We start from the raw sequence: 19,947 nt of genomic DNA, 5'->3' as shown, positions 1-19,947 counted from the left end.
GTTTGATTATACGAAGAAAAAATAGAAAAAGCAATATGGCAGCAATTTATTTACTTAAACGATAAAATCGAATTAACAATTTTATCAAAAATTTCATATTCAGAACGGTAGAGATATAAGTTTTTTTGTTTTGAAAACTTTTGAAAAATGATTGTTTGTTTACGAAAAATTACCATTTATTTTCAAATAGGCTTTATAATTCCTTGTAAAGAAAATTACAAGGAGATGAAATCTATGAAAGAAACAGTATATGGATACGTCAGAGTATCTTCTAGAGATCAGAATGAGGCAAGGCAGATTGATGCTCTTACAAAATTCAAGATTCCAAAGGAGAATATCTACATTGACAAGCAAAGTGGCAAAGATTTTAAGCGGCCTGCATGGGGAAAACTTTTAAAACAGTTAAAATCAGGCAGTTTATTGGTGGTACAGTCCATAGATCGATTGGGTAGAAATTATGAAGAAATTCTTGAACAATGGCGTTTGATTACCAGAGAAATTAAGGCAGATATTATGGTTTTGGATATGCCGCTTTTGGATACGCGAGTGAGGGATAATAATTTGACAGGAACATTTATCTCAGATCTTGTGTTACAGATACTTTCTTATGTAGCCCAGACGGAACGAGAAAATATTAGGAAAAGACAGGCAGAAGGGATCGAAGCAGCGAAATCCAGAGGCGTAAGATTTGGTCGCCCTGTTAAAAAGGTAGCTGAATTTGAACAGTATTATTTTCTGTGGAAAACTGGAAAAATCACTGCTACAGAGGCAGCTTCAAAATGTGGGATATCCAGGCAGGGATTTTATAAAAGGGCAGAACAGTATCGGCGGGCGGAAAAGGGAAGAGAATCGAAATGTAAATGAATAGGTGATCGCCGTGAAATCCTGAAAGGAAAATAAACAAAAAAATATACCTATAGGACTACTAATGTCCAATAAGGTACACTATATTTGACAATTATAGTTATTCTTATTTTGAATACATTTTACTAAAATACGATTGGATTATAACACATAAGTGGGAAAATTGTAAAGCCAAAAAAGGAAAAATCTACTATATATAAGGATGTCTAAAAATGTGTACCTTATTGGACATTAGTAGTTTAATCAGTGAACCATATTAGATGTTAACTTCATTAAGAAAGTTGAGCAGCAGATTCCAAATATCTGCTTTGACTCAATTCATATAGAACAAAAAGTGGTCTTGATTCTGGGATGCACAAAAGAAACAGAGGGAGGAACAGTAATGAAAAGTTACAAAAGAATGAAAAGGACACTTGGCGCAGTTTTAGCATTTACGATGGTGATGCAGTGTATTCTGCCGGTATATGCTGAAGAGCCAAATTTTGACGCAGGAGTCACAGAGGTGACCGAGAGTATGGAAAATGTGCCTCAGGATGGAGTAATATCAGAAGATATCCCGTCTGACACAGGAACACCAGAAACAGAAGAACCTGGGACAGATACGCCAGATACGGATGTACCGAACAGCCAGGATCAGAATGGAAGCCAGCCAGAAGGAGGGACTGTTACAGATCAGCCTTCAGTAAATGGGCAGGATATCGATGATTCCAAAACCGCTGGAACAGAAGAAAGCAATGATTCTGTCTCAGAAGAAAAGAATCAGGAAAAGGTAGAACAGGAAGAAGCAGATCAGAAAGCAGCCCAAGAGAAAGAAGAGCAGGAGAAGGCTGATCAGAAGGCGAAAGAGCAGATGAAATCAAAAGCTGCAGCCGAAGAGCCGATACCTGGTTTAGAGTATACAACACATGTACAGACCTATGGCTGGATGGATCCGGTAACAGATGGAAAACGGGCCGGAACCACTGGCATGAAGAAACGTATGGAGGCGATCCGTATTCAACTTACCGGGCTCGATGGGGGCCGGAAAGTAAAAGCAACACCCGAAGAGCAGGATCCAGATGTAGAAGCCGTGTCAGAGCAAGCTGTCGAAGAAGAAGCAACTAAAGAAGTGGCAGCTATCACAGGTTCCATCGAATATCAGGCACACAGTCAGACCTATGGCTGGATGAACTGGGTAAAAGATGGAGAGCTGGCAGGTACAGAAGGTTTGGCAAAACGTCTGGAAGCAATCCGTATCCGTCTGACAGGTGAGATTGCAGAGAAGTACGATGTCTATTATAAAGTCCATTGTTCAAAATTCGGAGACATGGGATGGGCAAAGAACGGACAGGCAGCAGGGAGTGAAGGCTATGCCAGATCGATTGAGGCTATTACGATCCGCCTTGTGAAAAAGGGGAGTGCAGATGCACCAGTACAAGATAGTGCTAGCTTTAAAAGTCCCACGGAGTTAGGTAACGTTACATATTCCTCTCATGTTCAGAGTTATGGGTGGATGAATCCAGTTGCTGATGGCAAACGGAGCGGGACCACTGGACAGAGTAAACGTATGGAGGCGTTTAAAGTCTTTGTGGGAAATCCTGTAGATGCTGCAGGGTACCCGATCGAGGGATCTGTTACATACCGTGCACATTCTCAGTCTTATGGCTGGATGGACTGGGTACAGGAAGGACAGATCGCAGGTACAGTCGGTCAGGCAAAACGTCTCGAGGCGATTCAGATCAAACTGACAGGCGCTCTTGCAGAACAGTATGATATTTATTATAGAACACACTGTGCAACATGGGGAGACTTAGGCTGGGCGAAAAACGGAGAAACTGCTGGTACAACTGGCGCTGCCAGATCGATCGAATCGTTTGAGATTCTCCTTGTGAAAAAGGGCAGCGGCAGTCAGCCGGGGTCTGGTTCACCAGCTTCCATCACAGAAGCAAATATTGGCACTTTGACCTATGAGACAAGTATAGAAGGGAAAGGCTGGAGTGGTGCGGTTCAGGGGCCTAAGCAGTCAGGCACTACAGGTCAGAAGAAAAAGGTCGAGGCCATTCGTATGCAGAGAAAAGGAGATACGAATGCTGTGTTTAAAGGTGGAATTACTTATCGCTCCTTTATGCAGGGCAAAGGCTGGCAGGGATGGAAGTCAGAAGGCGAGACAGCAGGCAGTACAACGGATAGAAAGCGTGTAGAGGCATTCCAGGTAAAGCTGACTGGAGAACTGGCAAAGTATTGTAAAGTATACTATCGTGCACATGTTGAAAAATATGGCTGGCTCGGCTGGGCACAGGACGGACAGACTGCAGGAACGAATAACTGTGGATACCGGATCGAGGCGATCCAGGTGATGATTGTTTTGAAAACAGCGAAAGCACCGGGAAGCACAACAGGATATTATCAGGATCAGATATACAAACCTAGATATAACAATGCCATCAATACAATTTTAAATGAAGCCGGGCGTGACCTGTATTCCTGTTACTCATGGGTGGTCAACCACATTCGTTATCAGACACTTCCTATTCCAATGAATCCGCCGGCAGGATACAGCCGAGAAGAAGGATATGCGATCTATGCTGTAGAGAATCGGAGAGGAAATTGTTTCTGTTATGCTGCAGCTTTTGCTGGGGCTGCAAAGAGGCTGGGATATGATGCGCGTTTTATCGAAGGCGGTGTAGGACTACGCAACGGAGGGATCGGACCTCACGGATGGGTGGAAATCAATATGAACGGTACCACATATATCTGCGATCCTGATGGCGAGTATGAACTGGGATCAAACTTCTACATGGTAACTTATGGATCAGCAAGATTTAATTATGTAAAATAAAAACAAGAAGAGCGACCATATCCCGATTACAGTGATGTGGTCCGCTTTTTTAAGGAGAAAAATAAATGGTATTTAGTTCAATGGCATTTCTTTGTGCATTTTTTCCAGTCGTATTCTTACTATATTACGTGGTGCCTGGAATTCGGACAAGGAATATCCTGCTGATTATAGCCAGCCTCTTTTTTTATGCGTATGGAGAACCGGTATATGTAATCCTGATGCTGGCAAGTACGTTGGAAAATTATCTGCTGGGGCGTCTGATTGAGGGCAGTGAGGGTGGGGGAAAGAAGTTTTGGATGATCATCACCATCGCAGCCAATCTGGGAATGCTGGGAGTCTTTAAATATGCGGATATGTTTATTGGCACCGCAAACGGGATCTTTGACTTGTCATTGAAATTACCCGGGATCGACCTGCCAGTGGGGATTTCTTTTTTTACATTCCAGGCAATGTCTTATGTAATTGATGTATACCGTGAGGAAGTTAAGGCTCAAAAAAATTACTTGAATATCCTTCTGTATATTTCCTTTTTTCCACAACTGATTGCAGGTCCGATCGTGAAGTATCACGATATTCAGGAACAGATTGTGAGACGTAGTGCAGATGCAGAAGAGATTGCAAAAGGGATAAGGCGTTTTGCAATAGGTCTGGGAAAAAAGATTCTGATCTCCAACACAGCGGCACTCGCAGCAGATGCGGTCTTTTCGCTTAGCTCAGGAGAGGTAAATATCCTTTCTGCATGGACAGGGGCGCTTGCTTATATGATGCAGATCTATTTTGATTTTAGCGGCTACAGTGATATGGCGATTGGAATGGGGCATATGTTTGGGTTTACATTCCAGGAGAATTTCAGGTATCCATATATTTCTGTAAATATTCAGGAATTTTGGCACAGATGGCATATCTCTTTAAGCACCTGGTTTAAAGAATATCTCTATATCCCGCTTGGTGGGAATCGAAAGGGAAGAGTTAGGACCTGTGTAAATAAGCTGATCGTATTCTTTACGACCGGACTCTGGCACGGGGCAAGCTGGACTTTTGTTGTCTGGGGCATGTTTCATGGGCTGTTTCTGTTACTGGAGGAGTGGCTGCCAGTCAAAAAGCTGCCGCGGGCATTAGGACATGTCTACACCTTTCTGGTCGTATGTATCGGATTTGTCATTTTCCGGGCAGACACTTTGGCGCAGGGAATACATATGACCGGGCAGATGTTTGTCGGTTTTCACTTTGATCATGTCAGTATGGCTTTATTCCAAAATCAGATGACGCCCCTTTTTATCGTTACCATGCTGGCTGCATTTGTTTTTATGTGTCCGGTAAAAGAAGTGATTGAGAGCAGGATACAGAAAGGCTCGAAGCGCTTCAGGACGCTGGTGGAAACGGCTGGATATGCAGGAAGTGTTTTTTTGATCATCCTGTCTATGATGACACTGGCAGGCGGTACTTATAATCCGTTTATCTATTTCAGGTTTTAGGAGGAGAGAAATTGAAAAAGAAATATCTGATCTATATAGGATTGATGCTTCTGATCCTCATAACACCCCTTGCCGGTATGGCAGTTAGGCCGACCAACGTCACTACGGAGAATAAGGAATTAAGCAGGTTTCCCAGCCTGCGCGGAGAAGAGGGGTGGAACCGGGATTATCTCAGTGACCTGGGTACTTATTTCGAGGAGCATTTTGCGTTCCGTCAGGAATTAGTTTCAGCAAATTCAGAATTGAGGAGTAAGCTTGTGAAGACTTCATCGGAAAAGAAGGTAGTTCTTGGGCAAAATGGATGGCTCTATTACTCAGGAACTATAGGGGATTATCAGGGAACCCGTCTTCTGTCGGAACGAAGCCTTTTTAACACAGCTCATAACCTGGCTATGATGCAGGGAATGACAGAGGCTCTTGGCAGCGAGTTTTATTATACGATCTCACCCAATAAAAATACATTGTACGGTGAAAACATGCCTTACTATTACCAGAAGGGGAAGGACAGTAATCTGAACTCACTGATCCCTTATCTGGAGGAGGAAGGGGTACATTATATTGATGTAAAAGGTGCATTCGAAAAGGAAAAGGAGGTCCTCTATCTAAAGAGAGACTCCCATTGGAACAACAAAGGAGCCGTGCTGGCTTACAATACCATGCTTGATACATTAGGGAAGGAGCACGAGGATTATCTCAATATCCCATATACAAAAGAGAGAAATTATCTGGGGGATTTGAATACTATGCTGTATCCTTTGACTGCCAGGCCGGAGGTGAATTATGAATATCAGAGGGAACAAAAGTATCACATCCTCAGTGAAGTAAAGGACGTAGAAGCTGACTGGATCGAGGCAGAGAATCCAGAGAAGACAGGTTCCGTGCTGATGTTCAGAGATTCCTTTGGGAATACCCTGTTCCCCTTGTTTGCAAATGAATTCAATAAGACATATTTCTCGAAGCTGACTCCATATAACATGGCGGATATTGTAAAGTATAAACCGGATTATGTGATCGTAGAGCGGGTGGAGCGAAGAATTTCTTCGATTATTGAGCAGCCGCCGATCATGCAGGGACCAACAGTAAAAATAGGGACGCCGGAGCAGGTTAAGACCAACACAAGCATTCGGACAAGAAAGAATGGCCCATATTTGATGATCGAGGGAATCATAGATCCCCAATACATAGAAACAAGGAGCAGGGTCTTCATTGTTGTTCATCCTTCCGGTGAACAGGAAAAGAATGCCTATGAGGCATTCGGCATACAGATCCAGGAGGAAGACGGACAAGTAAATGACGGCGGATATCAGCTGTATCTGAAGGAGAAGAATATGCCTTCGGATACAGATTATGATATAGAAGTGATCGTTTCCGGGGAAAAGGGAATGTTTACGGTACTAAAGAAAACGTATTCAAAAAACAAAGATTAAAACGGAGAGGTGAAGGAAGATGAAAAAGAAAATGTTAGGATTTCTTGTTATGGCTGTCTGCACATGCATGATGATCGCGGGATGTGGAAAAGATGAAAAGCAGGAAAAGACGGAGAAAAAGCAGAAAACGGTAACAGTGGACAAGACAAACGAAAAAGTGGAGAAAGAATATAAGATCATTGGTAATAAAACGGACGATGCATATGAGATCCTTCTGACAAATAAGACTGGTCAGGATATTACAGCGATCTCTGTGAAAAGCGCTGACAAAAAGGATTGGCCGGATAACATGATCTTATCCGGAAAGAAGTTTGTAAAGGATGAGACCGTAAAATTTTATTATACTCCCGGAAAAGATGACAGCGATGTGAAGGCAGAGACAGACAAAGCTGTGAAGCCGGCATATGATGTGAGAATAATATTGGCAGATGGAACAGAATGTCTGATGTCTGATTTTGCATTTTCAGACATGAAAGAGGCTGCAATCAAATATGAAGATAAGGTTGCATTCGTAGAATACGAAAGTATAGAGATAAAGGATCAGGTCAGCACAAAGGAGCAGGAACTTGGATTAAAGGCACATAGGGAAAAAGCAGCAGCTGATAAAGCAAAGGCAGAAGCAGATATCAAGGCAGCTCAAGAAGCCGCAGCTGCACAGGAAAGAGCGGCTCAGGATGCAGCAGCGCAGTCCCAGCAGCCGGCTTACGAGGAGCCATATGTAGAACCTGACTACTCACAGTCATATGAAGAGCCATACACAGAGGCACCAGCAGATCAGGGATCAGAGGGCTGCCTGGATGGTGCAGCACAGGATAGCGAAGGATGCCTGGATGGCGCAGCACAAAACAGTGAAGGCTGCCTTGATGGAGCAGTCCAGCAGTAGACACGGGAGTTATTTTGTCTAGATATTGATATGAAATTAAGAAAACACCGGAAATATGGGACTACAGATTGAGCTCAAGTTTCCGGTGTTTTCTATCTATTTTGGATTTATTTATTCCGTAGCAGTATGGCTATAGGTGTAATAACCAGATACGGGACTGTAAAAATGATAAAAAGCGGGATTTTGCAGCCAATCAGATGTTTAAAATATCATTTTCAATATATCCGAACTTTCTGTGAACTATTCCGCTGGTTTGAAAATTATGTTATAATAACAAAATGTACAGGTTCTATGCCTTTTTATCCCGGGAACCTTACAGATACAACAGAAATTCCGTGAAAGGAAGGCGGTATATGAACAGCCTGCATAAAGCAATACATTTTGTATATACCGCGCAGGAGATTTATGTTTGGATATGTGACGATCAGTGAACCAGAACTTAAAGTGAAGGATTTGAGAAAATATAAAGCTTATTACTGCGGCTTATGCCGTACCCTTAAGGAACGTTATGGCAGTGTGGGACAGTTTACCCTGACATATGATATGACATTTGCGGTCATCCTGCTGACATCATTGTATGAAAGTGAGACAGAACATTTAACCCACCGCTGCAAGGTGCATCCAGTGAAGAAGCAGAACATGCTGCGAAACGAGATGACAGAATATGCGGCAGATATGAATATGATTTTGGCTTACTACCATATGAAGGATGACTGGATAGATGAGAAAAAAGTGAGCGGTTTTCTGGGGACTTATGCCCTGCGCCGCAAAGTAAAGAAGATCATCAAGAAGTACCCCAGGCAGAGCCGTGTGATTCAGAAGGAGCTAAAGGCCCTATCTGCCCTGGAAAAGGAAAACTCTCAGGATATTGACAAGACTGCGGGATGCTTTGGAAGACTGATGGCGGAACTTTTGGTCTATCGGGAAGACCAGTGGGAAGCCAGACTGCGTAAGATGGGCTTTTTCCTGGGAAAGTTTATATACCTGATGGATGCTTATGAAGATTTGGAGAAGGACAAAAAGGAAGGATGCTATAACCCTCTGAAGGAACGGAGCACCCAGCCGGATTATGAGGAGCGCTGCCGTGAGATGCTGTGTATGATGATCGCAGAGTGCAGTGCCCAGTTTGAGGGCTTTCCGTGTCTTTTAGATGTAGACATTCTGCGAAATATATTATATGATGGTGTGTGGACCCGTTATCGTAAGATACAGGAACAAAAGAAGAAAAGTGAGGAAAAGAATCATGACAAAGAATCCATATGATGTATTAGGTGTATCTCCGAATGCATCGGACGATGAGATAAAGAGAGCCTATAGAGATCTGACAAGAAAGTATCACCCGGATGCGAATGTGAATAATCCGCTGGCTGACCTGGCAGAAGAGAAGTTCAAAGAGGTACAGGAAGCTTATGATGTGATCATGAAGGAAAGAGAAAGCGGCGGTTATGGCTACGGCAGACACAGTGCGGGGCAAAGCGGCGGTTATGGATACGGTTACCAGCAGAGCGGAACCTATAGCAATAACAGTGGGCAGCAGAATGTCGAGATACAGGCAGTGTATAATTCTATTAATTCCAGGCGGTTTCAGGAAGCACTGAATCTTCTCAGCCGTATGCCGACACGAGATGCCCACTGGTATTACCTGAGTGCAGCAGCCAACGCAGGGATGGGTAACAACATTCTGGCAAAGGACCATGCAGCCCAGGCAGTGAATATGGAACCGGGTAATCCGCAGTACCGCCAGCTCTTGAATCAGCTGGAGTGGAACAGCCAGCGGTATCGGAACAATCCTTACGGCGGTGGTTACGGCACAGGCAATTCATCCTGCGGTACGGGAAATATGTGTTGTGATCTTTGGTGTGCGGATACTTTATGTGAATGTATGGGAGGAGATCTTTGCTCATGCATGTAAATGCGAAAAAAATGGCTGTAGGCGGCCTGCTCCTGGCGTTAAGTGTTGTTTGTATGATACTTGGGAGCGTAATCGAGACAAATACATTGTTTTTGTTAGCTGCTGCATCTTATTTTGTAGGGATCATCATACGGGAGATGGGACTGCGCACCGGTGCGGCTTTTTACCTGGCCGCAAATCTGCTCGGTTTTATCGTAGCACCGAATAAGTTTTATGTACTGTCATTTGCGGCGATGGGGTTTTATATCCTTGCTGTTGAAGTGATTTTTGTACTGCTGGGAAAGATGACAGGGACAGTGAATCGAAAGGCACTTTTCTGGGGACTAAAGTATCTGGTCTTTAATATGATGTACATTCCGATGCTTTTGTTCTTCCAGCAGATACTTTTTGGGAAAAGTCTCACAGGCATGTGGATGTTCGGTGTGATCGCAGCGGGACAGATCGGTCTGTGGATCTATGACAGGGCATATGAATATGTGCAGGCACATCTGTGGGGGAAGATGCGCGGAAGATTACTGTGAGAAGAGATATGGGAATAAATAAAGGAAACCGTTTTCCTAGTAGACGGTTTCCTTCAGAAGTACACTCTTTAGTTTATTTATTCATCGCGACCTATTGTTATAATAGTTTACAATCGCCCAAAATCTTTTCAATTGCCTCCCAAGCAGCAAGAGAGGGATTTTCTTTGTAATACTGGTACCCCTTATATCGGAACAAGATATAGCCATTTTCCTTATTTCTCTGCATGATTTTTCGAGCTCGTTCTATCGCATTTATTACATTTGAAAGATTCATTTTATTCAAACAGCGTTTAAAATTATCCTCTTTCTTATATTCGGCCATATTCTCAAACTTCTCATTAAATGCCTTGTTTATTGGTGTAATATATTGCTTTCGATGAGTATAAGAGGTATTGCAGTCTGTCATGTGCAGAATCATCCATAAATCAAATGTAAAATTACTATATCCGGATTTATATTTTATCTGTTTGCCCAGCTGTTCTGCTTTCTTCATGTTATCCATAATGTCCTGAAATTCCTGAACATGATTCGGTTCATCACTTTCATAATCAAAGAAATGATATACCTCTATCTTTCTTGTTACTGTCAGGGTTTTTGCATGTTTTAAGGGATTTTTTTTGACCGGACAATCAATTGAAACTTTGCAGACAGACTTCTCTGTATTGTTGATGGTATCCTGTAACCATTTCAAATACCATTGCTCTGTTTCTCCCTCAACGCTAAAATAATATTTATTGGTTGGTTTTCTCTTTGCCATATCTACACCTCTCCTTCGATATCCAAAATCTCCTCAAAGATTGGTGTAAAATCAATATCCTTAATTGCTCCGTACTGGCTGATGAAATATTTCCCCATATAGTCTTCGTGTTTGCGTACACCTTTATCACCTGATGTTCCGAAATCTGATAATGCATACAATACACTTTGATGACTGGTATCATCACGTTCAACAAACTTAATTTCATCCCTCCGAAAAAGATTGGAATTCAAGAAGATGGGATTATGTGTATTAAAAATTAACTGTGCATGATGAATATTGATGTCATCATTATGAAATACGTTGATGATGCTCATCAATGCCATTGGGTGAATAGATGCATCAAACTCATCAACTACTAATGTTCCGCCCGTTTGTATTGCTTTGATCACCAGTGGAAACATGTTGATAAATCGAATCGTACCATAGGATTCAAAAATTTCAGCTGCGATAGCCGTATTTTTTTTGTTCTTCATATTTTTAAAAACAGAGTATAATTTTGCATCCGGCTCGTCTTCACTTACTACATATCCAACTGCATTTGAGTTGATTCCAAATAATTTTGCTGCCTTATCTGTTGTTTTTTCCACATAAATTGCTTTTTTCTTAGGATCAGCAAACCTTTTTATCAACTGCATAGAATCCGCACGATAAATCACCATAAACTTATTGGTAAACCAGTCTACAATCAGTTTTACAAAGCTTTGTGAAAAAATTAGTTTAAATCCATTGGTCAAAAATAATTCTTCTTTATTCAAACTGTTTTTTGCAATTTCACTGATACCGTCTACATTCTGCCCTGTTATATCAGAGAGGTACTTTTTAATTACTTTCATATTTCCAATATGCAGATCTTCTGATCGTTGAAAAATGGATTCCTCATTTACAAAAAGATTTTCAGATAAAATCTTTCTTGGATATTCGTCATCAAGAAATAATCCTAAGTCAATTTCTAATTCGTATAAAATCTTAAATTTTCCTTCTGTACTTTCTTCATAAAATTCGACAGAAAAACTAACAGGTTTTGCCTCTGTTTCACTGTTATTGGGAATCAACTCCAGTGACGATGATGCAGGGTTAGGTGAAGATTTTTCTTCTGAGTTTCTAATATTTCCTCTCAGGACAATCGCACGAAAAACGTCCATGGCACCTATGATATTCGTCTTTCCTGCGGCATTCGGTCCATAGATTACGGATGAGCTTAATCCTTTAATCTCTTTTCCTTTTATCTTGGTTTTCATCAAACTATAGTCTAACCCTTTTTGTTTTGGCGCCGCTATCATAGAAAAAATTGACTCTTCCACAAATGATTTATAATTTTTTGTTTTAAATTCAAGAAGCATATTGTTACCTCCATTCTGGTTGATTTCTGCAAAATCATAATCTGATTATATGCCTATTCTTACCAAACGTCAACGATACTATTCTGATTTTGCGTATTTTATGCAAAATATAAGATGTTTATTCGCGATAATGAAGTATTCAGAATTTATCCTTGCTATTGTGTGTGGAGGATACAGAAATTGGTTTGTGAGGTAAAAATATCTGTATTTCAAGGTATTGTAAATTACAAATGAAATGATATAATTATGAATGTGTTTCAACGATAGAAGATTCAAGAAAGAGGTAAGTAGTTTGATTATCCAGACAGGAATGCGCACAGACATTCCGGCATTTTATTCTAAGTGGTTTGCCAGCCGGGTCAGGGAAGGGTTTGTATATGTCAGGAACCCGTACGATCCGGTTTCTGTTACCAGATACAGTTTATCACCAGAGGTGGTCGATCTGCTTGGCTTTTGCACCAAGAATCCGGCGCCGATGTTTCCATATATGGATCTGTTAAAGCCATATGGGCAGTACTGGTTTGTCACGATCACGCCTTACGGCAGGGATATGGAACCGAATGTTCCTGATAAAGAGATTGTGATCGAGGATTTTAAAAGATTATCGTCAATCGTGGGGGTCGATTCTGTGGGGTGGCGTTACGACCCCATTTTTATTACAGAAAAATATTCTGTAGAGCGTCATATCGCCGAATTCGAGCAGATGGCAGCGAAGCTTGCAGGATATACGAAGACGTGCGTGATCAGCTTTATCGACCTGTATCAAAAGGTGCGCCGTAACTTCCCGGAGGTTCACAGAGTCGAGCAGAAGGAGCGGATTCAGATCGGGAAGACATTGATCGGGATCGCCGGGAGGTACGGCATGACGGTGAAGCCCTGTGCAGAGGGAGAGGAGCTTGCCCCGTATGGTGCCGACTGCAGCGGATGCATGACCCTGGAAACCTACGAAAAGGCATTGCACTGCCATCTGGACGCACCGAAGAAAAAGCCTCTGCGCAAAGAATGTGCCTGTTATCTGGCAAGCGATATCGGACAGTATGATACCTGCGGACACTTCTGCCGCTATTGCTATGCCAATACAGAGGTGGAGACAGTGAAAAGGAATATGAGGCAGCATGATCCGGCTTCTCCGTTTTTAGTAGGAAACTTAAGACCGGAAGATAAGGTTCATGAGGCCGTGCAGAGCAGCTGGATGGATGGGCAGATGCGGTTTGATTTTTAAAGAGAGCTTTTTAAAAGCAGAAATGAACAGGATCAGCTGATGTTTTACTGATCGCAAAAGGAGGGACCTATGAACTGGGAGCCATGGACAGGCTGTTACAAAATTAGTGACGGCTGCACAAATTGTTATTTTTATGGGCCGCATGCAAAACGCTATGGTCAAAATACAATCGAAAAAACGGATAAATTCGACTGGCCGGTCAGGAAAAAGGCAAATGGTGAATACAACATCAAAGGGAATAAAATTCTGGCAACCTGCTTTGCCACCGACTTTTTCCTGCCGGAAGCAGACGAATGGCGCAAAGAGGCCTGGGCAATGATCCGGGAAAGAACGGATATCGATTTTCTGATCCTGACAAAACGGATCGACCGGTTCCTTGTATCACTTCCCCCGGACTGGGGCGAAGGTTATGATAATGTGAATATCGGATGTACGGTGGAAAACCAGGCGTTAGCTGACTACCGGCTTTCCTTGTTTTTGTCCTACCCCATCAGGCGGCGGTTTATCGCCTGTGCCCCGCTTTTAGAGGCTATCGACCTAACGCCCTATCTTCATGGGGTATCACATGTTACCGTTGGCGGCGAAACAGGGAGAGAGGCAAGAGAGTGCAATTACGACTGGGTGCTGGACATCCGTCAGCAGTGTGTAGATGCAGACGTCACCTTCTGGTTTAAGAATACGGGCTCGGTTTTCAGACATGACGGGATCGTGGAAAAAGTAAATCCATTTAAACAGACAGGTATGGCAAAAGAGCTGGGGATCGATATTTCAGACGGAAAGCGTTTATTTTAACTTCATCAAGGATGCCGCGAAGAGGATCTATGATATCTGTTTTAACATAAAATCCCCTGCCTTAAAAATAAGATACAGACAGGCTGGAAGAGCTGCCCGGCAAGATTGCGGGTTGATGCAGAAGCTCCTCCAGCCTGTTTTGCGCTGTTAAAAAGACAAGTTGGTTATGTGTACTTAATTCCGCATACGTTTAAACTTGTGTACACTTAAACCTTGAGTTCTGTTTTACGCAGTACTACATATCCACAGTATCCGAATATCCCGCCGAGTACAAGGAACAGGAGTATCGGATAAAAAAGGTTGATTGTGCCGTCGGCCATAAAGCCTGCGGTTTTCAGCAGGAATTCCAGGACGGCATTCTGGGTCTCCTCAGGTAATGCAAACCGGAATAAAACAGGCACAAGTACGATAAATAAAAATCCCAGAGAGATACCGAATAGCAGCGTCGTCATTTTCCCGATTTTATTTATGATCAGGACGATAAAGTACAATAAGCAGCACAGGGACATATAGACCAGGAATAGCAGCAGCCAATTCAACAGGATAGAATGTCCGTATCCATACACTCCGGCAAAGAAGGAATCATAACGGGAAGAAAAGATGTGTAGCACATTTCCTAAAATAGTATCGACAAAAGCCATGACTGCTGATACAAATGCAAACAAGGATAAGGTGGAAAGGAAGATATACTTTCTGGTGAAACCATTTTGTAACAGCATTTTGAAATCTTCCTTATATCCCATGACCCCCAGGATACCCACATAAATCATGGAATTTACTTCCAATGCATTGGTGCCGACGTGGTCGAAACCACCGGTGACAGCGCAGGCGATGGCATAAATAATCGCAATAACTGCAAATACACATGCATAGAATATCCAGATGTACTTAAATGAAGTCTTGCATTCATAACGGATAACCGTACCTAATTTCTTCATATCTAATGACCGCCTTTCTCGGTTAATTTGACAAATAGTTTCTGCAGGTTCATATTCGAGATCTGCAGCGTACTGCTCTGAGGCAGTTCTGATCTTTCGCCTAACACATACACAAGCTTCATATTGCCCAATTCGTCAGAGCCGATGATATTCTTATCTTTACAGTAATCATCGACTTCAGATGCAAGGCCGGAGATACAGTAGCCTGCTGTCAGAAGATGTTCCACGGTGTCCTGTAAGAGGATCCGACCGTTGTCGATGAGGACGACCTCCTCGATGATATTCGCAACCTCCTCGATCAGATGTGTGGCTAAGATGATCGTTCTTTCGTTCGTCTCATAATCCTGCACCAGCAGGTCATAAAACAGCTCCCGGTGATTTGCATCCAATCCCAGTACAGGTTCATCAAAGACCACATAAGGAACATCAAGCGCCAGGGCAACTGTCAGTTTAAAGATGGACTGATACCCTTTGGATAATGCCTTGAACCTCTGATTTGTATCAAGATGAAATTTCTCCGCGATCTGATATGCCTTTTCCAGGTCAAAGCAAGTGTAAAAACGGTCGATCCATTTAAAATGCTCTTTTACCCTCAGGCTTCCGTCATACAGATCCGCTTCACTCATACAGAAGATCTTTTCATGTACCTCCATATTTTCTTTGGCAGGCTGCTGGTCTATCAGAATCTCTCCCTGATCGGCAAAGATCCGGTTTGCTATGATATTGATGAGTGTCGACTTTCCGGCGCCGTTCCTGCCTAAGAAACCATAGATCTTTCCAAATTCAAAGGAAAATGAAACATGGTCGAGTGCAGTCACTTCTTTATATTGTTTGGTGACGTTTTTTATCTGAATCGCATTCATGATGAAAATCCCCTTTCTATCAATGCTATGATTTCTTCTTTTGTCATGTGTAATTTAGACGCTTCCTCGATCAGTGCTGCGACATATTGATCATAAAACTGGCTCTGCCTCTTTTGACGGATCTTTTCCACCGCCCCCTCTTTTACAAACATTCCCAAACCTCTTTTCTTATAAATGATTTCTTCATCCACCAGCATGTTCATTCCTTTCAGAACCGTATGGGGATTGATATTCAATAATGCGGATATCTCATTAGTAGAAGGGATCTTTGTCTCCTCCGGAAATATCTCTGTGAATATGGAGTCCTCAAGCTGCTCTGCGATCTGAACGAATATTGGCTTATCAATATTTGGATTAATATTCAATGTGTATCACCACCTTCTGAATGCTAGTTAGTTAGTCAAGTAACTAACTACCTTACAAGCTTAGTATATCTGAGAATTACATCGGTGTCAACTGTTTTATACATTATTTTACAGCGCAGCTGTAAACCCGCCCGAAGGGCATGAGATGCGGGATGCCCTTTGGGCAGAAAAGAATTTTACAAAACGATAAATCCTTTTTTAGATAGAATGGGTTATATTAGTATAAAGCGCTTTATAAAAGAAGAACAAAAAGGATAAAGAAGCATAGAGGAAGAAGTATAAAGGAAGAAGCTTAAAAGGAGGGGAGAAGCGTATTGGAAGATAAGGAACTGATCCGGCGGATCCAGAACGGCCAGAAGGAATATCTCAATGAGATTGCCGCCAGATACTATGATGATATTTACTATTTCTGTGCCTATCAGACCGGAGACCGGGAGGCGGCCTATGATCTGGCACAGGAGACGTTTCTCCGCTTTATCCGGTATGTGGATCGTTACCGTTACCGGAATTTGAAGGGATATCTGCTTACGATCGCAATGAATGTCTGCCGGACTTATTTTCACGAAGCAGGAGTAAGGCGTGTGGAACAGGAGTTCAGAGAAGAACTTATCCATACGGCAGACATGGATGAGTGTGAATGTCTGCCGGGCTCAGAAAATGCGGGCAGTATAAAACGGATGGAGAGCAGCCAGGTTTTGTCGGACGCACTTCTGCAGCTTCCGTCTGCCCAGCGGGAGGCCGTGCTTCTCCATCACTTTTATGGCTATAAGAATCGGGAGATCGCCCGCATGACAGGAGCATCCTTTGCGGCGGTAAAGTCGAGGATCAATCAAGGGCTTGGTAAACTGAAAAATTTGTTAGACAGGGAGGATTTCTATGAATAATGGAAAAGAGGAAATCAGAGGATTGGGATCTGATCCCTCCTTTAGGTTTGAATTAAATGAATCGAAAAAAGAAGCAGGGCTTGTGGAAATTGCCCGGGCAGTGCAGGAAAAGAAGATCCGGTATTATCCGTCCTTTTTCACCTGTATGATGAATCAGCTGCAGTATCAGACCTGGCAGAGCAGATTCCTGCAGGGCGGGATGCTGCTTTTGGCCCTGGTGCTTGGGCTGTGGATGAACAAAGCGAATATAGAAGATACACAGTCTCTCATCCTGGGCTCTGTCTTTATGGCAGTTGCAGCAAATGTCTGCCTGAGTACTGTGGGGAGTTTGTTTTCCAGAAATATGGCAGAGCTGGAGCAGACATTGTATTTTAATTTAAAACAGATGGTCTGCATCCAGATGCTTGAGGCAGGAATCTTAGATTTTCTGATCCTGGCGTTAATTATGGTTCTGGGCGGCAGCCTGAATCAGGCAGGTGCAGGAGGATATCTGCTCTATCTACTCGTGCCGTTTCTCTGGTCGAATATTGTATACCTGCATATGCTGACCTTTCTGAAAAGAAGAGGCATGGGCGGGACGGCAACAGGAGTATTGTGCGGGATGGGAGCAGTCTTCCCTGCCTTTGTTAAAAATGCGTATGATGTCATGTATCTGCCCCTGTGGGGCGTGGCAGCCCTGGCCGGGATTCTGGTTCTGGTTCTGGAGATCAAAAGGCTGCTTGGAAAAATAGAAGGAGGTGAGGGTTTGTGCCTGAATTAAGATTAGACAGGGTGACAAAGCAGTTTCAGAATAAAATCGCAGTGGACCAGGTCTCTCTGTGTTTAAAGGAAGGCGTGTATGGATTCTTAGGTGCAAACGGAGCAGGGAAGACGACGCTGCTTCGAATGCTGTGTGGTGTGTTAAGGCCCACAGCAGGGGAAATCCTTTGTAATGGGACAGAGATCAGGAGGATGGATGGGGAATACCGGCAAATGCTGGGATATCTGCCCCAGGATTTTGGCTATTACCCGGATTTTACAGCGAAGCGGTATCTGGAATATCTGGCGGCCTGCAAGGCAGTTCCTAAGGAACTGGCAGAGCAGAAGGTCCAGGAGGTACTTGGGCTTGTAGGATTGTCAGGGGAACAAAAGCAGAAGATCAGGACATTTTCCGGAGGGATGATCCGCAGGCTGGGGATCGCACAGGCGCTTCTCAATGACCCTGAGATCCTGCTTTTAGATGAGCCGACCTCCGGCCTGGACCCGAAGGAACGGATCCGTTTTCGGAATATTATCAGTGCAATGTCAAAGGAAAAAATCGTGATCCTGTCCACACATATCGTATCTGATGTGGAGTTTATTGCCGATCAGATCCTTTTGATGAGACAGGGACAGATCGTGGAACAGGGGACTCCAAAAGAGGTGGCAAAAAGTGTGGACGGCAAAGTCTGGGAGTGTCTGGTACAGCCGCAGGAGGTACAGAAGTTTAATACGGACTATTCTGTAAGCAACTTAAGAAATGAGGGCGATCAGGTGTACTTAAGGATCGTTTCCGACAGCTGTCCCTTAAAGGGCGCACAACAGGCAGAGCCGGGACTGGAGGACGTATACCTATATTATTTCAATGAAATGGCAGAGACTGTGGAAAAGGAAGGAGGCAGCATACCATGTGGAAGATCTTTCAAGAAGAGATCCGTAAAATAGCATCCAGAAAAATCATCTGGTGGGGTCTGGCACTGGTGCTGATCTTTGTGACATTTCGGCTGGGAATCGTTAAAAAGGAGTATACTTCGGTTGTTGACGGTCAGACATATGTGGGAAAAGAAGCAATCCAAAAGGACCAGGAGCTGGCCCGTGAGTATGCAGGCCCCATGACAGAAGAGACCGTCCGGTCTATTTATGAGAGATTTGGTTTCTACTATTATAACGAACAAGGTGAGAAGTGCGGGAGGAATTTCTGGAACGAATATATCACGGATCATATGACAAATTTCATGCAGATCGAAGGGGATGATCCGGCGGAGATTCAGTTTTATGAGGGGGAAGAGTGGGAGCGTAATGTGGCGCCGCTCCTGAACGGTGATCTGAGGTTCGATTATAATTACGGATGGGAGGATTTAAGAGAGACTTTAATCTTAGTCAATATACTCTTATCCATTATATTCATCGTCGGTATGGCACCAGTATTTTCAGAAGAGTATACGCTTCGGACCGCGAATATCCTTCTGACCACGCGGCGCGGGAAGAAGAGCGCCGTCTGGCTGAAAACAGCAGCGGCACTCACCTTTACGGCAGCGGCTTACTGCGTGGTGTCTTTGTATCTGTGGCTGCTATACAGGTATATGTTCGGCGCACAGGGGCTGGATGCCTCGCCCCGGTTTCTAAATGCGATTCCCGCCTTTGGATATACTCCCAAAACGGTTCAGGGCTTCTTCTGGCTGGAATTTGGGCTGGGGGCGGCAGCCATGATCCTGCTGAGCGCGCTGGTGCTGGTTGTCTCGGCTGCATTCAGAAGTGCATTTATGTCAGTAGTAATCTCTGCGGCGGTATTTATCTCCCCCTATATATGGATGAAGGTTATTTCGCCAATGCAGCCCTTTGGATCTGGATTTACAAGAACAGTCAATCATTTTATGATGTCAATGCCTTTTTATTTACACGGGAACTGGGGATTCGCCTTTTCGGCGGGGCAGATAAGGATGCACATTGTCATTGCGGCAGCGGTGACGGCAGTCTGTGTAGTACTGGGGTATCGAAAGTATAGGAATTATCAGGGGTAAATTTGGGGATCTGTCACTGATGAGTTAAAACATACCCAAAGGGCATCCCGTAACACATGTCCTTTGGGTATAGAAAAAACCACCCCAGGATTTTGACGAGTGAACGGCAGCCTCACAAAACTCC

The 19,947-nt window shown here is 43.4% G+C and carries 19 protein-coding genes; 14 read left to right on the top strand and 5 right to left on the bottom strand.

All coding sequences use genetic code 11. The features are described from left to right. The first annotated feature begins 234 nt into the window (after positions 1 to 234). The 8 genes from AC4OGX_RS00360 to AC4OGX_RS00325 all read left to right on the top strand — a co-directional run bounded on the left by AC4OGX_RS00360 (position 235) and on the right by AC4OGX_RS00325 (position 9,900). Positions 235 to 864: a recombinase family protein gene (locus tag AC4OGX_RS00360; protein ID WP_493328089.1), complete on the top strand. Its 630-nt coding sequence runs from the start codon at positions 235 to 237 to the stop codon at positions 862 to 864. 382 nt (positions 865 to 1,246) lie between these two features. Continuing rightward, entirely contained in the window at positions 1,247 to 3,682 is a 2,436-nt protein-coding gene (locus AC4OGX_RS00355) for a transglutaminase domain-containing protein (RefSeq protein WP_493327806.1), read from the top strand. Between the two features lie 65 nt (positions 3,683 to 3,747). Beyond that, positions 3,748 to 5,157 (top strand): MBOAT family O-acyltransferase, encoded by a 1,410-nt coding sequence (locus AC4OGX_RS00350; protein WP_493327805.1) that lies wholly within the window; start codon positions 3,748 to 3,750, stop codon positions 5,155 to 5,157. 11 nt (positions 5,158 to 5,168) lie between these two features. Beyond that, a complete protein-coding gene (locus AC4OGX_RS00345; RefSeq protein ID WP_493327804.1) occupies positions 5,169 to 6,584 on the top strand; it encodes an alginate O-acetyltransferase AlgX-related protein in 1,416 nt (471 codons plus the stop codon). Positions 6,585 to 6,603: 19 nt separating this feature from the next. Then, a complete protein-coding gene (locus AC4OGX_RS00340) occupies positions 6,604 to 7,467 on the top strand; it encodes a hypothetical protein (RefSeq protein ID WP_493327803.1) in 864 nt (287 codons plus the stop codon). A 405-nt stretch (positions 7,468 to 7,872) separates the two neighbouring features. Further along, the gene (locus AC4OGX_RS00335) at positions 7,873 to 8,730 is read left to right on the top strand and encodes a DUF5685 family protein (RefSeq protein WP_493327802.1); all 858 of its coding nucleotides are present in this window, start codon (positions 7,873 to 7,875) and stop codon (positions 8,728 to 8,730) included. Continuing rightward, positions 8,711 to 9,379, top strand: a complete 669-nt coding sequence (locus AC4OGX_RS00330) for a J domain-containing protein (RefSeq protein ID WP_493327801.1) — start codon at positions 8,711 to 8,713, stop codon at positions 9,377 to 9,379. Before AC4OGX_RS00335 ends, AC4OGX_RS00330 begins: the two co-directional genes overlap by 20 nt. Then, positions 9,370 to 9,900, top strand: a complete 531-nt coding sequence (locus AC4OGX_RS00325) for a hypothetical protein (protein WP_493327800.1) — start codon at positions 9,370 to 9,372, stop codon at positions 9,898 to 9,900. Before AC4OGX_RS00330 ends, AC4OGX_RS00325 begins: the two co-directional genes overlap by 10 nt. A 97-nt stretch (positions 9,901 to 9,997) precedes the next feature. Here the strand turns inward: AC4OGX_RS00325 and AC4OGX_RS00320 are convergent, their stop codons facing one another. Both AC4OGX_RS00320 and AC4OGX_RS00315 read right to left on the bottom strand, forming a co-directional pair. Then, the gene (locus AC4OGX_RS00320) at positions 9,998 to 10,657 is read right to left on the bottom strand and encodes an RloB family protein (RefSeq protein ID WP_493327799.1); all 660 of its coding nucleotides are present in this window, start codon (positions 10,655 to 10,657) and stop codon (positions 9,998 to 10,000) included. Between the two features lie 2 nt (positions 10,658 to 10,659). After that, entirely contained in the window at positions 10,660 to 12,000 is a 1,341-nt protein-coding gene (locus AC4OGX_RS00315; protein ID WP_493327798.1) for an AAA family ATPase, read from the bottom strand. Positions 12,001 to 12,292: 292 nt separating this feature from the next. On the opposite strand from AC4OGX_RS00315, the gene AC4OGX_RS00310 reads away from it, so the two are divergent. Both AC4OGX_RS00310 and AC4OGX_RS00305 read left to right on the top strand, forming a co-directional pair. Next, positions 12,293 to 13,222 (top strand): DUF1848 domain-containing protein, encoded by a 930-nt coding sequence (locus AC4OGX_RS00310; protein WP_493327797.1) that lies wholly within the window; start codon positions 12,293 to 12,295, stop codon positions 13,220 to 13,222. Between the two features lie 69 nt (positions 13,223 to 13,291). Then, complete coding sequence (locus AC4OGX_RS00305; RefSeq protein WP_493327796.1) at positions 13,292 to 14,014, top strand: DUF5131 family protein; 723 nt, start codon at positions 13,292 to 13,294, stop codon at positions 14,012 to 14,014. Between the two features lie 206 nt (positions 14,015 to 14,220). Here the strand turns inward: AC4OGX_RS00305 and AC4OGX_RS00300 are convergent, their stop codons facing one another. Genes AC4OGX_RS00300 through AC4OGX_RS00290 form a run of 3 tightly spaced genes read right to left on the bottom strand, consistent with a single transcriptional unit; the run spans position 14,221 to position 16,180 of the window. Continuing rightward, positions 14,221 to 14,952, bottom strand: a complete 732-nt coding sequence (locus AC4OGX_RS00300) for a hypothetical protein (RefSeq protein WP_493327795.1) — start codon at positions 14,950 to 14,952, stop codon at positions 14,221 to 14,223. Positions 14,953 to 14,954: 2 nt separating this feature from the next. After that, a complete protein-coding gene (locus AC4OGX_RS00295; protein ID WP_493327794.1) occupies positions 14,955 to 15,815 on the bottom strand; it encodes an ABC transporter ATP-binding protein in 861 nt (286 codons plus the stop codon). Then, entirely contained in the window at positions 15,812 to 16,180 is a 369-nt protein-coding gene (locus AC4OGX_RS00290; RefSeq protein ID WP_493327793.1) for a GntR family transcriptional regulator, read from the bottom strand. Before AC4OGX_RS00290 ends, AC4OGX_RS00295 begins: the two co-directional genes overlap by 4 nt. A gap of 314 nt (positions 16,181 to 16,494) precedes the next feature. Here AC4OGX_RS00290 and AC4OGX_RS00285 point away from each other — a divergent pair, with 314 nt between their 5' ends. From AC4OGX_RS00285 to AC4OGX_RS00270, 4 genes are read left to right on the top strand one after another with little or no spacing between them, the layout of a single operon-like run. Beyond that, positions 16,495 to 17,064, top strand: a complete 570-nt coding sequence (locus AC4OGX_RS00285; RefSeq protein WP_493327792.1) for an RNA polymerase sigma factor — start codon at positions 16,495 to 16,497, stop codon at positions 17,062 to 17,064. Further along, positions 17,057 to 17,824: a hypothetical protein gene (locus AC4OGX_RS00280; protein ID WP_493327791.1), complete on the top strand. Its 768-nt coding sequence runs from the start codon at positions 17,057 to 17,059 to the stop codon at positions 17,822 to 17,824. Before AC4OGX_RS00285 ends, AC4OGX_RS00280 begins: the two co-directional genes overlap by 8 nt. Beyond that, positions 17,812 to 18,747, top strand: a complete 936-nt coding sequence (locus AC4OGX_RS00275) for an ABC transporter ATP-binding protein (protein ID WP_493327790.1) — start codon at positions 17,812 to 17,814, stop codon at positions 18,745 to 18,747. The genes AC4OGX_RS00280 and AC4OGX_RS00275 overlap by 13 nt, the downstream gene beginning before the upstream one ends. Further along, entirely contained in the window at positions 18,711 to 19,823 is a 1,113-nt protein-coding gene (locus AC4OGX_RS00270) for an ABC transporter permease (protein WP_493327789.1), read from the top strand. The genes AC4OGX_RS00275 and AC4OGX_RS00270 overlap by 37 nt, the downstream gene beginning before the upstream one ends. Positions 19,824 to 19,947: the final 124 nt, after the last annotated feature.

The organism is Faecalicatena sp., from assembly GCF_058819085.1.
This window is presented reverse-complemented; position numbering and strand designations above follow the sequence as displayed.

Bases quoted from the DNA above. Each gene is read 5' to 3' on its own strand.
- AC4OGX_RS00330 (WP_493327801.1), top strand. From the start codon at position 8,711: ATGACAAAGAATCCATATGATGTATTAGGTGTATCTCCGAATGCATCG.
- AC4OGX_RS00270 (WP_493327789.1), top strand. From the start codon at position 18,711: ATGTGGAAGATCTTTCAAGAAGAGATCCGTAAAATAGCATCCAGAAAA.
- AC4OGX_RS00355 (WP_493327806.1), top strand. From the start codon at position 1,247: ATGAAAAGTTACAAAAGAATGAAAAGGACACTTGGCGCAGTTTTAGCA.
- AC4OGX_RS00280 (WP_493327791.1), top strand. From the start codon at position 17,057: ATGAATAATGGAAAAGAGGAAATCAGAGGATTGGGATCTGATCCCTCC.
- AC4OGX_RS00295 (WP_493327794.1), bottom strand. From the start codon at position 15,815: ATGAATGCGATTCAGATAAAAAACGTCACCAAACAATATAAAGAAGTG.
- AC4OGX_RS00340 (WP_493327803.1), top strand. From the start codon at position 6,604: ATGAAAAAGAAAATGTTAGGATTTCTTGTTATGGCTGTCTGCACATGC.
- AC4OGX_RS00335 (WP_493327802.1), top strand. From the start codon at position 7,873: ATGTTTGGATATGTGACGATCAGTGAACCAGAACTTAAAGTGAAGGAT.
- AC4OGX_RS00305 (WP_493327796.1), top strand. From the start codon at position 13,292: ATGAACTGGGAGCCATGGACAGGCTGTTACAAAATTAGTGACGGCTGC.
- AC4OGX_RS00350 (WP_493327805.1), top strand. From the start codon at position 3,748: ATGGTATTTAGTTCAATGGCATTTCTTTGTGCATTTTTTCCAGTCGTA.
- AC4OGX_RS00315 (WP_493327798.1), bottom strand. From the start codon at position 12,000: ATGCTTCTTGAATTTAAAACAAAAAATTATAAATCATTTGTGGAAGAG.
- AC4OGX_RS00300 (WP_493327795.1), bottom strand. From the start codon at position 14,952: ATGAAGAAATTAGGTACGGTTATCCGTTATGAATGCAAGACTTCATTT.
- AC4OGX_RS00320 (WP_493327799.1), bottom strand. From the start codon at position 10,657: ATGGCAAAGAGAAAACCAACCAATAAATATTATTTTAGCGTTGAGGGA.
- AC4OGX_RS00360 (WP_493328089.1), top strand. From the start codon at position 235: ATGAAAGAAACAGTATATGGATACGTCAGAGTATCTTCTAGAGATCAG.
- AC4OGX_RS00325 (WP_493327800.1), top strand. From the start codon at position 9,370: ATGCATGTAAATGCGAAAAAAATGGCTGTAGGCGGCCTGCTCCTGGCG.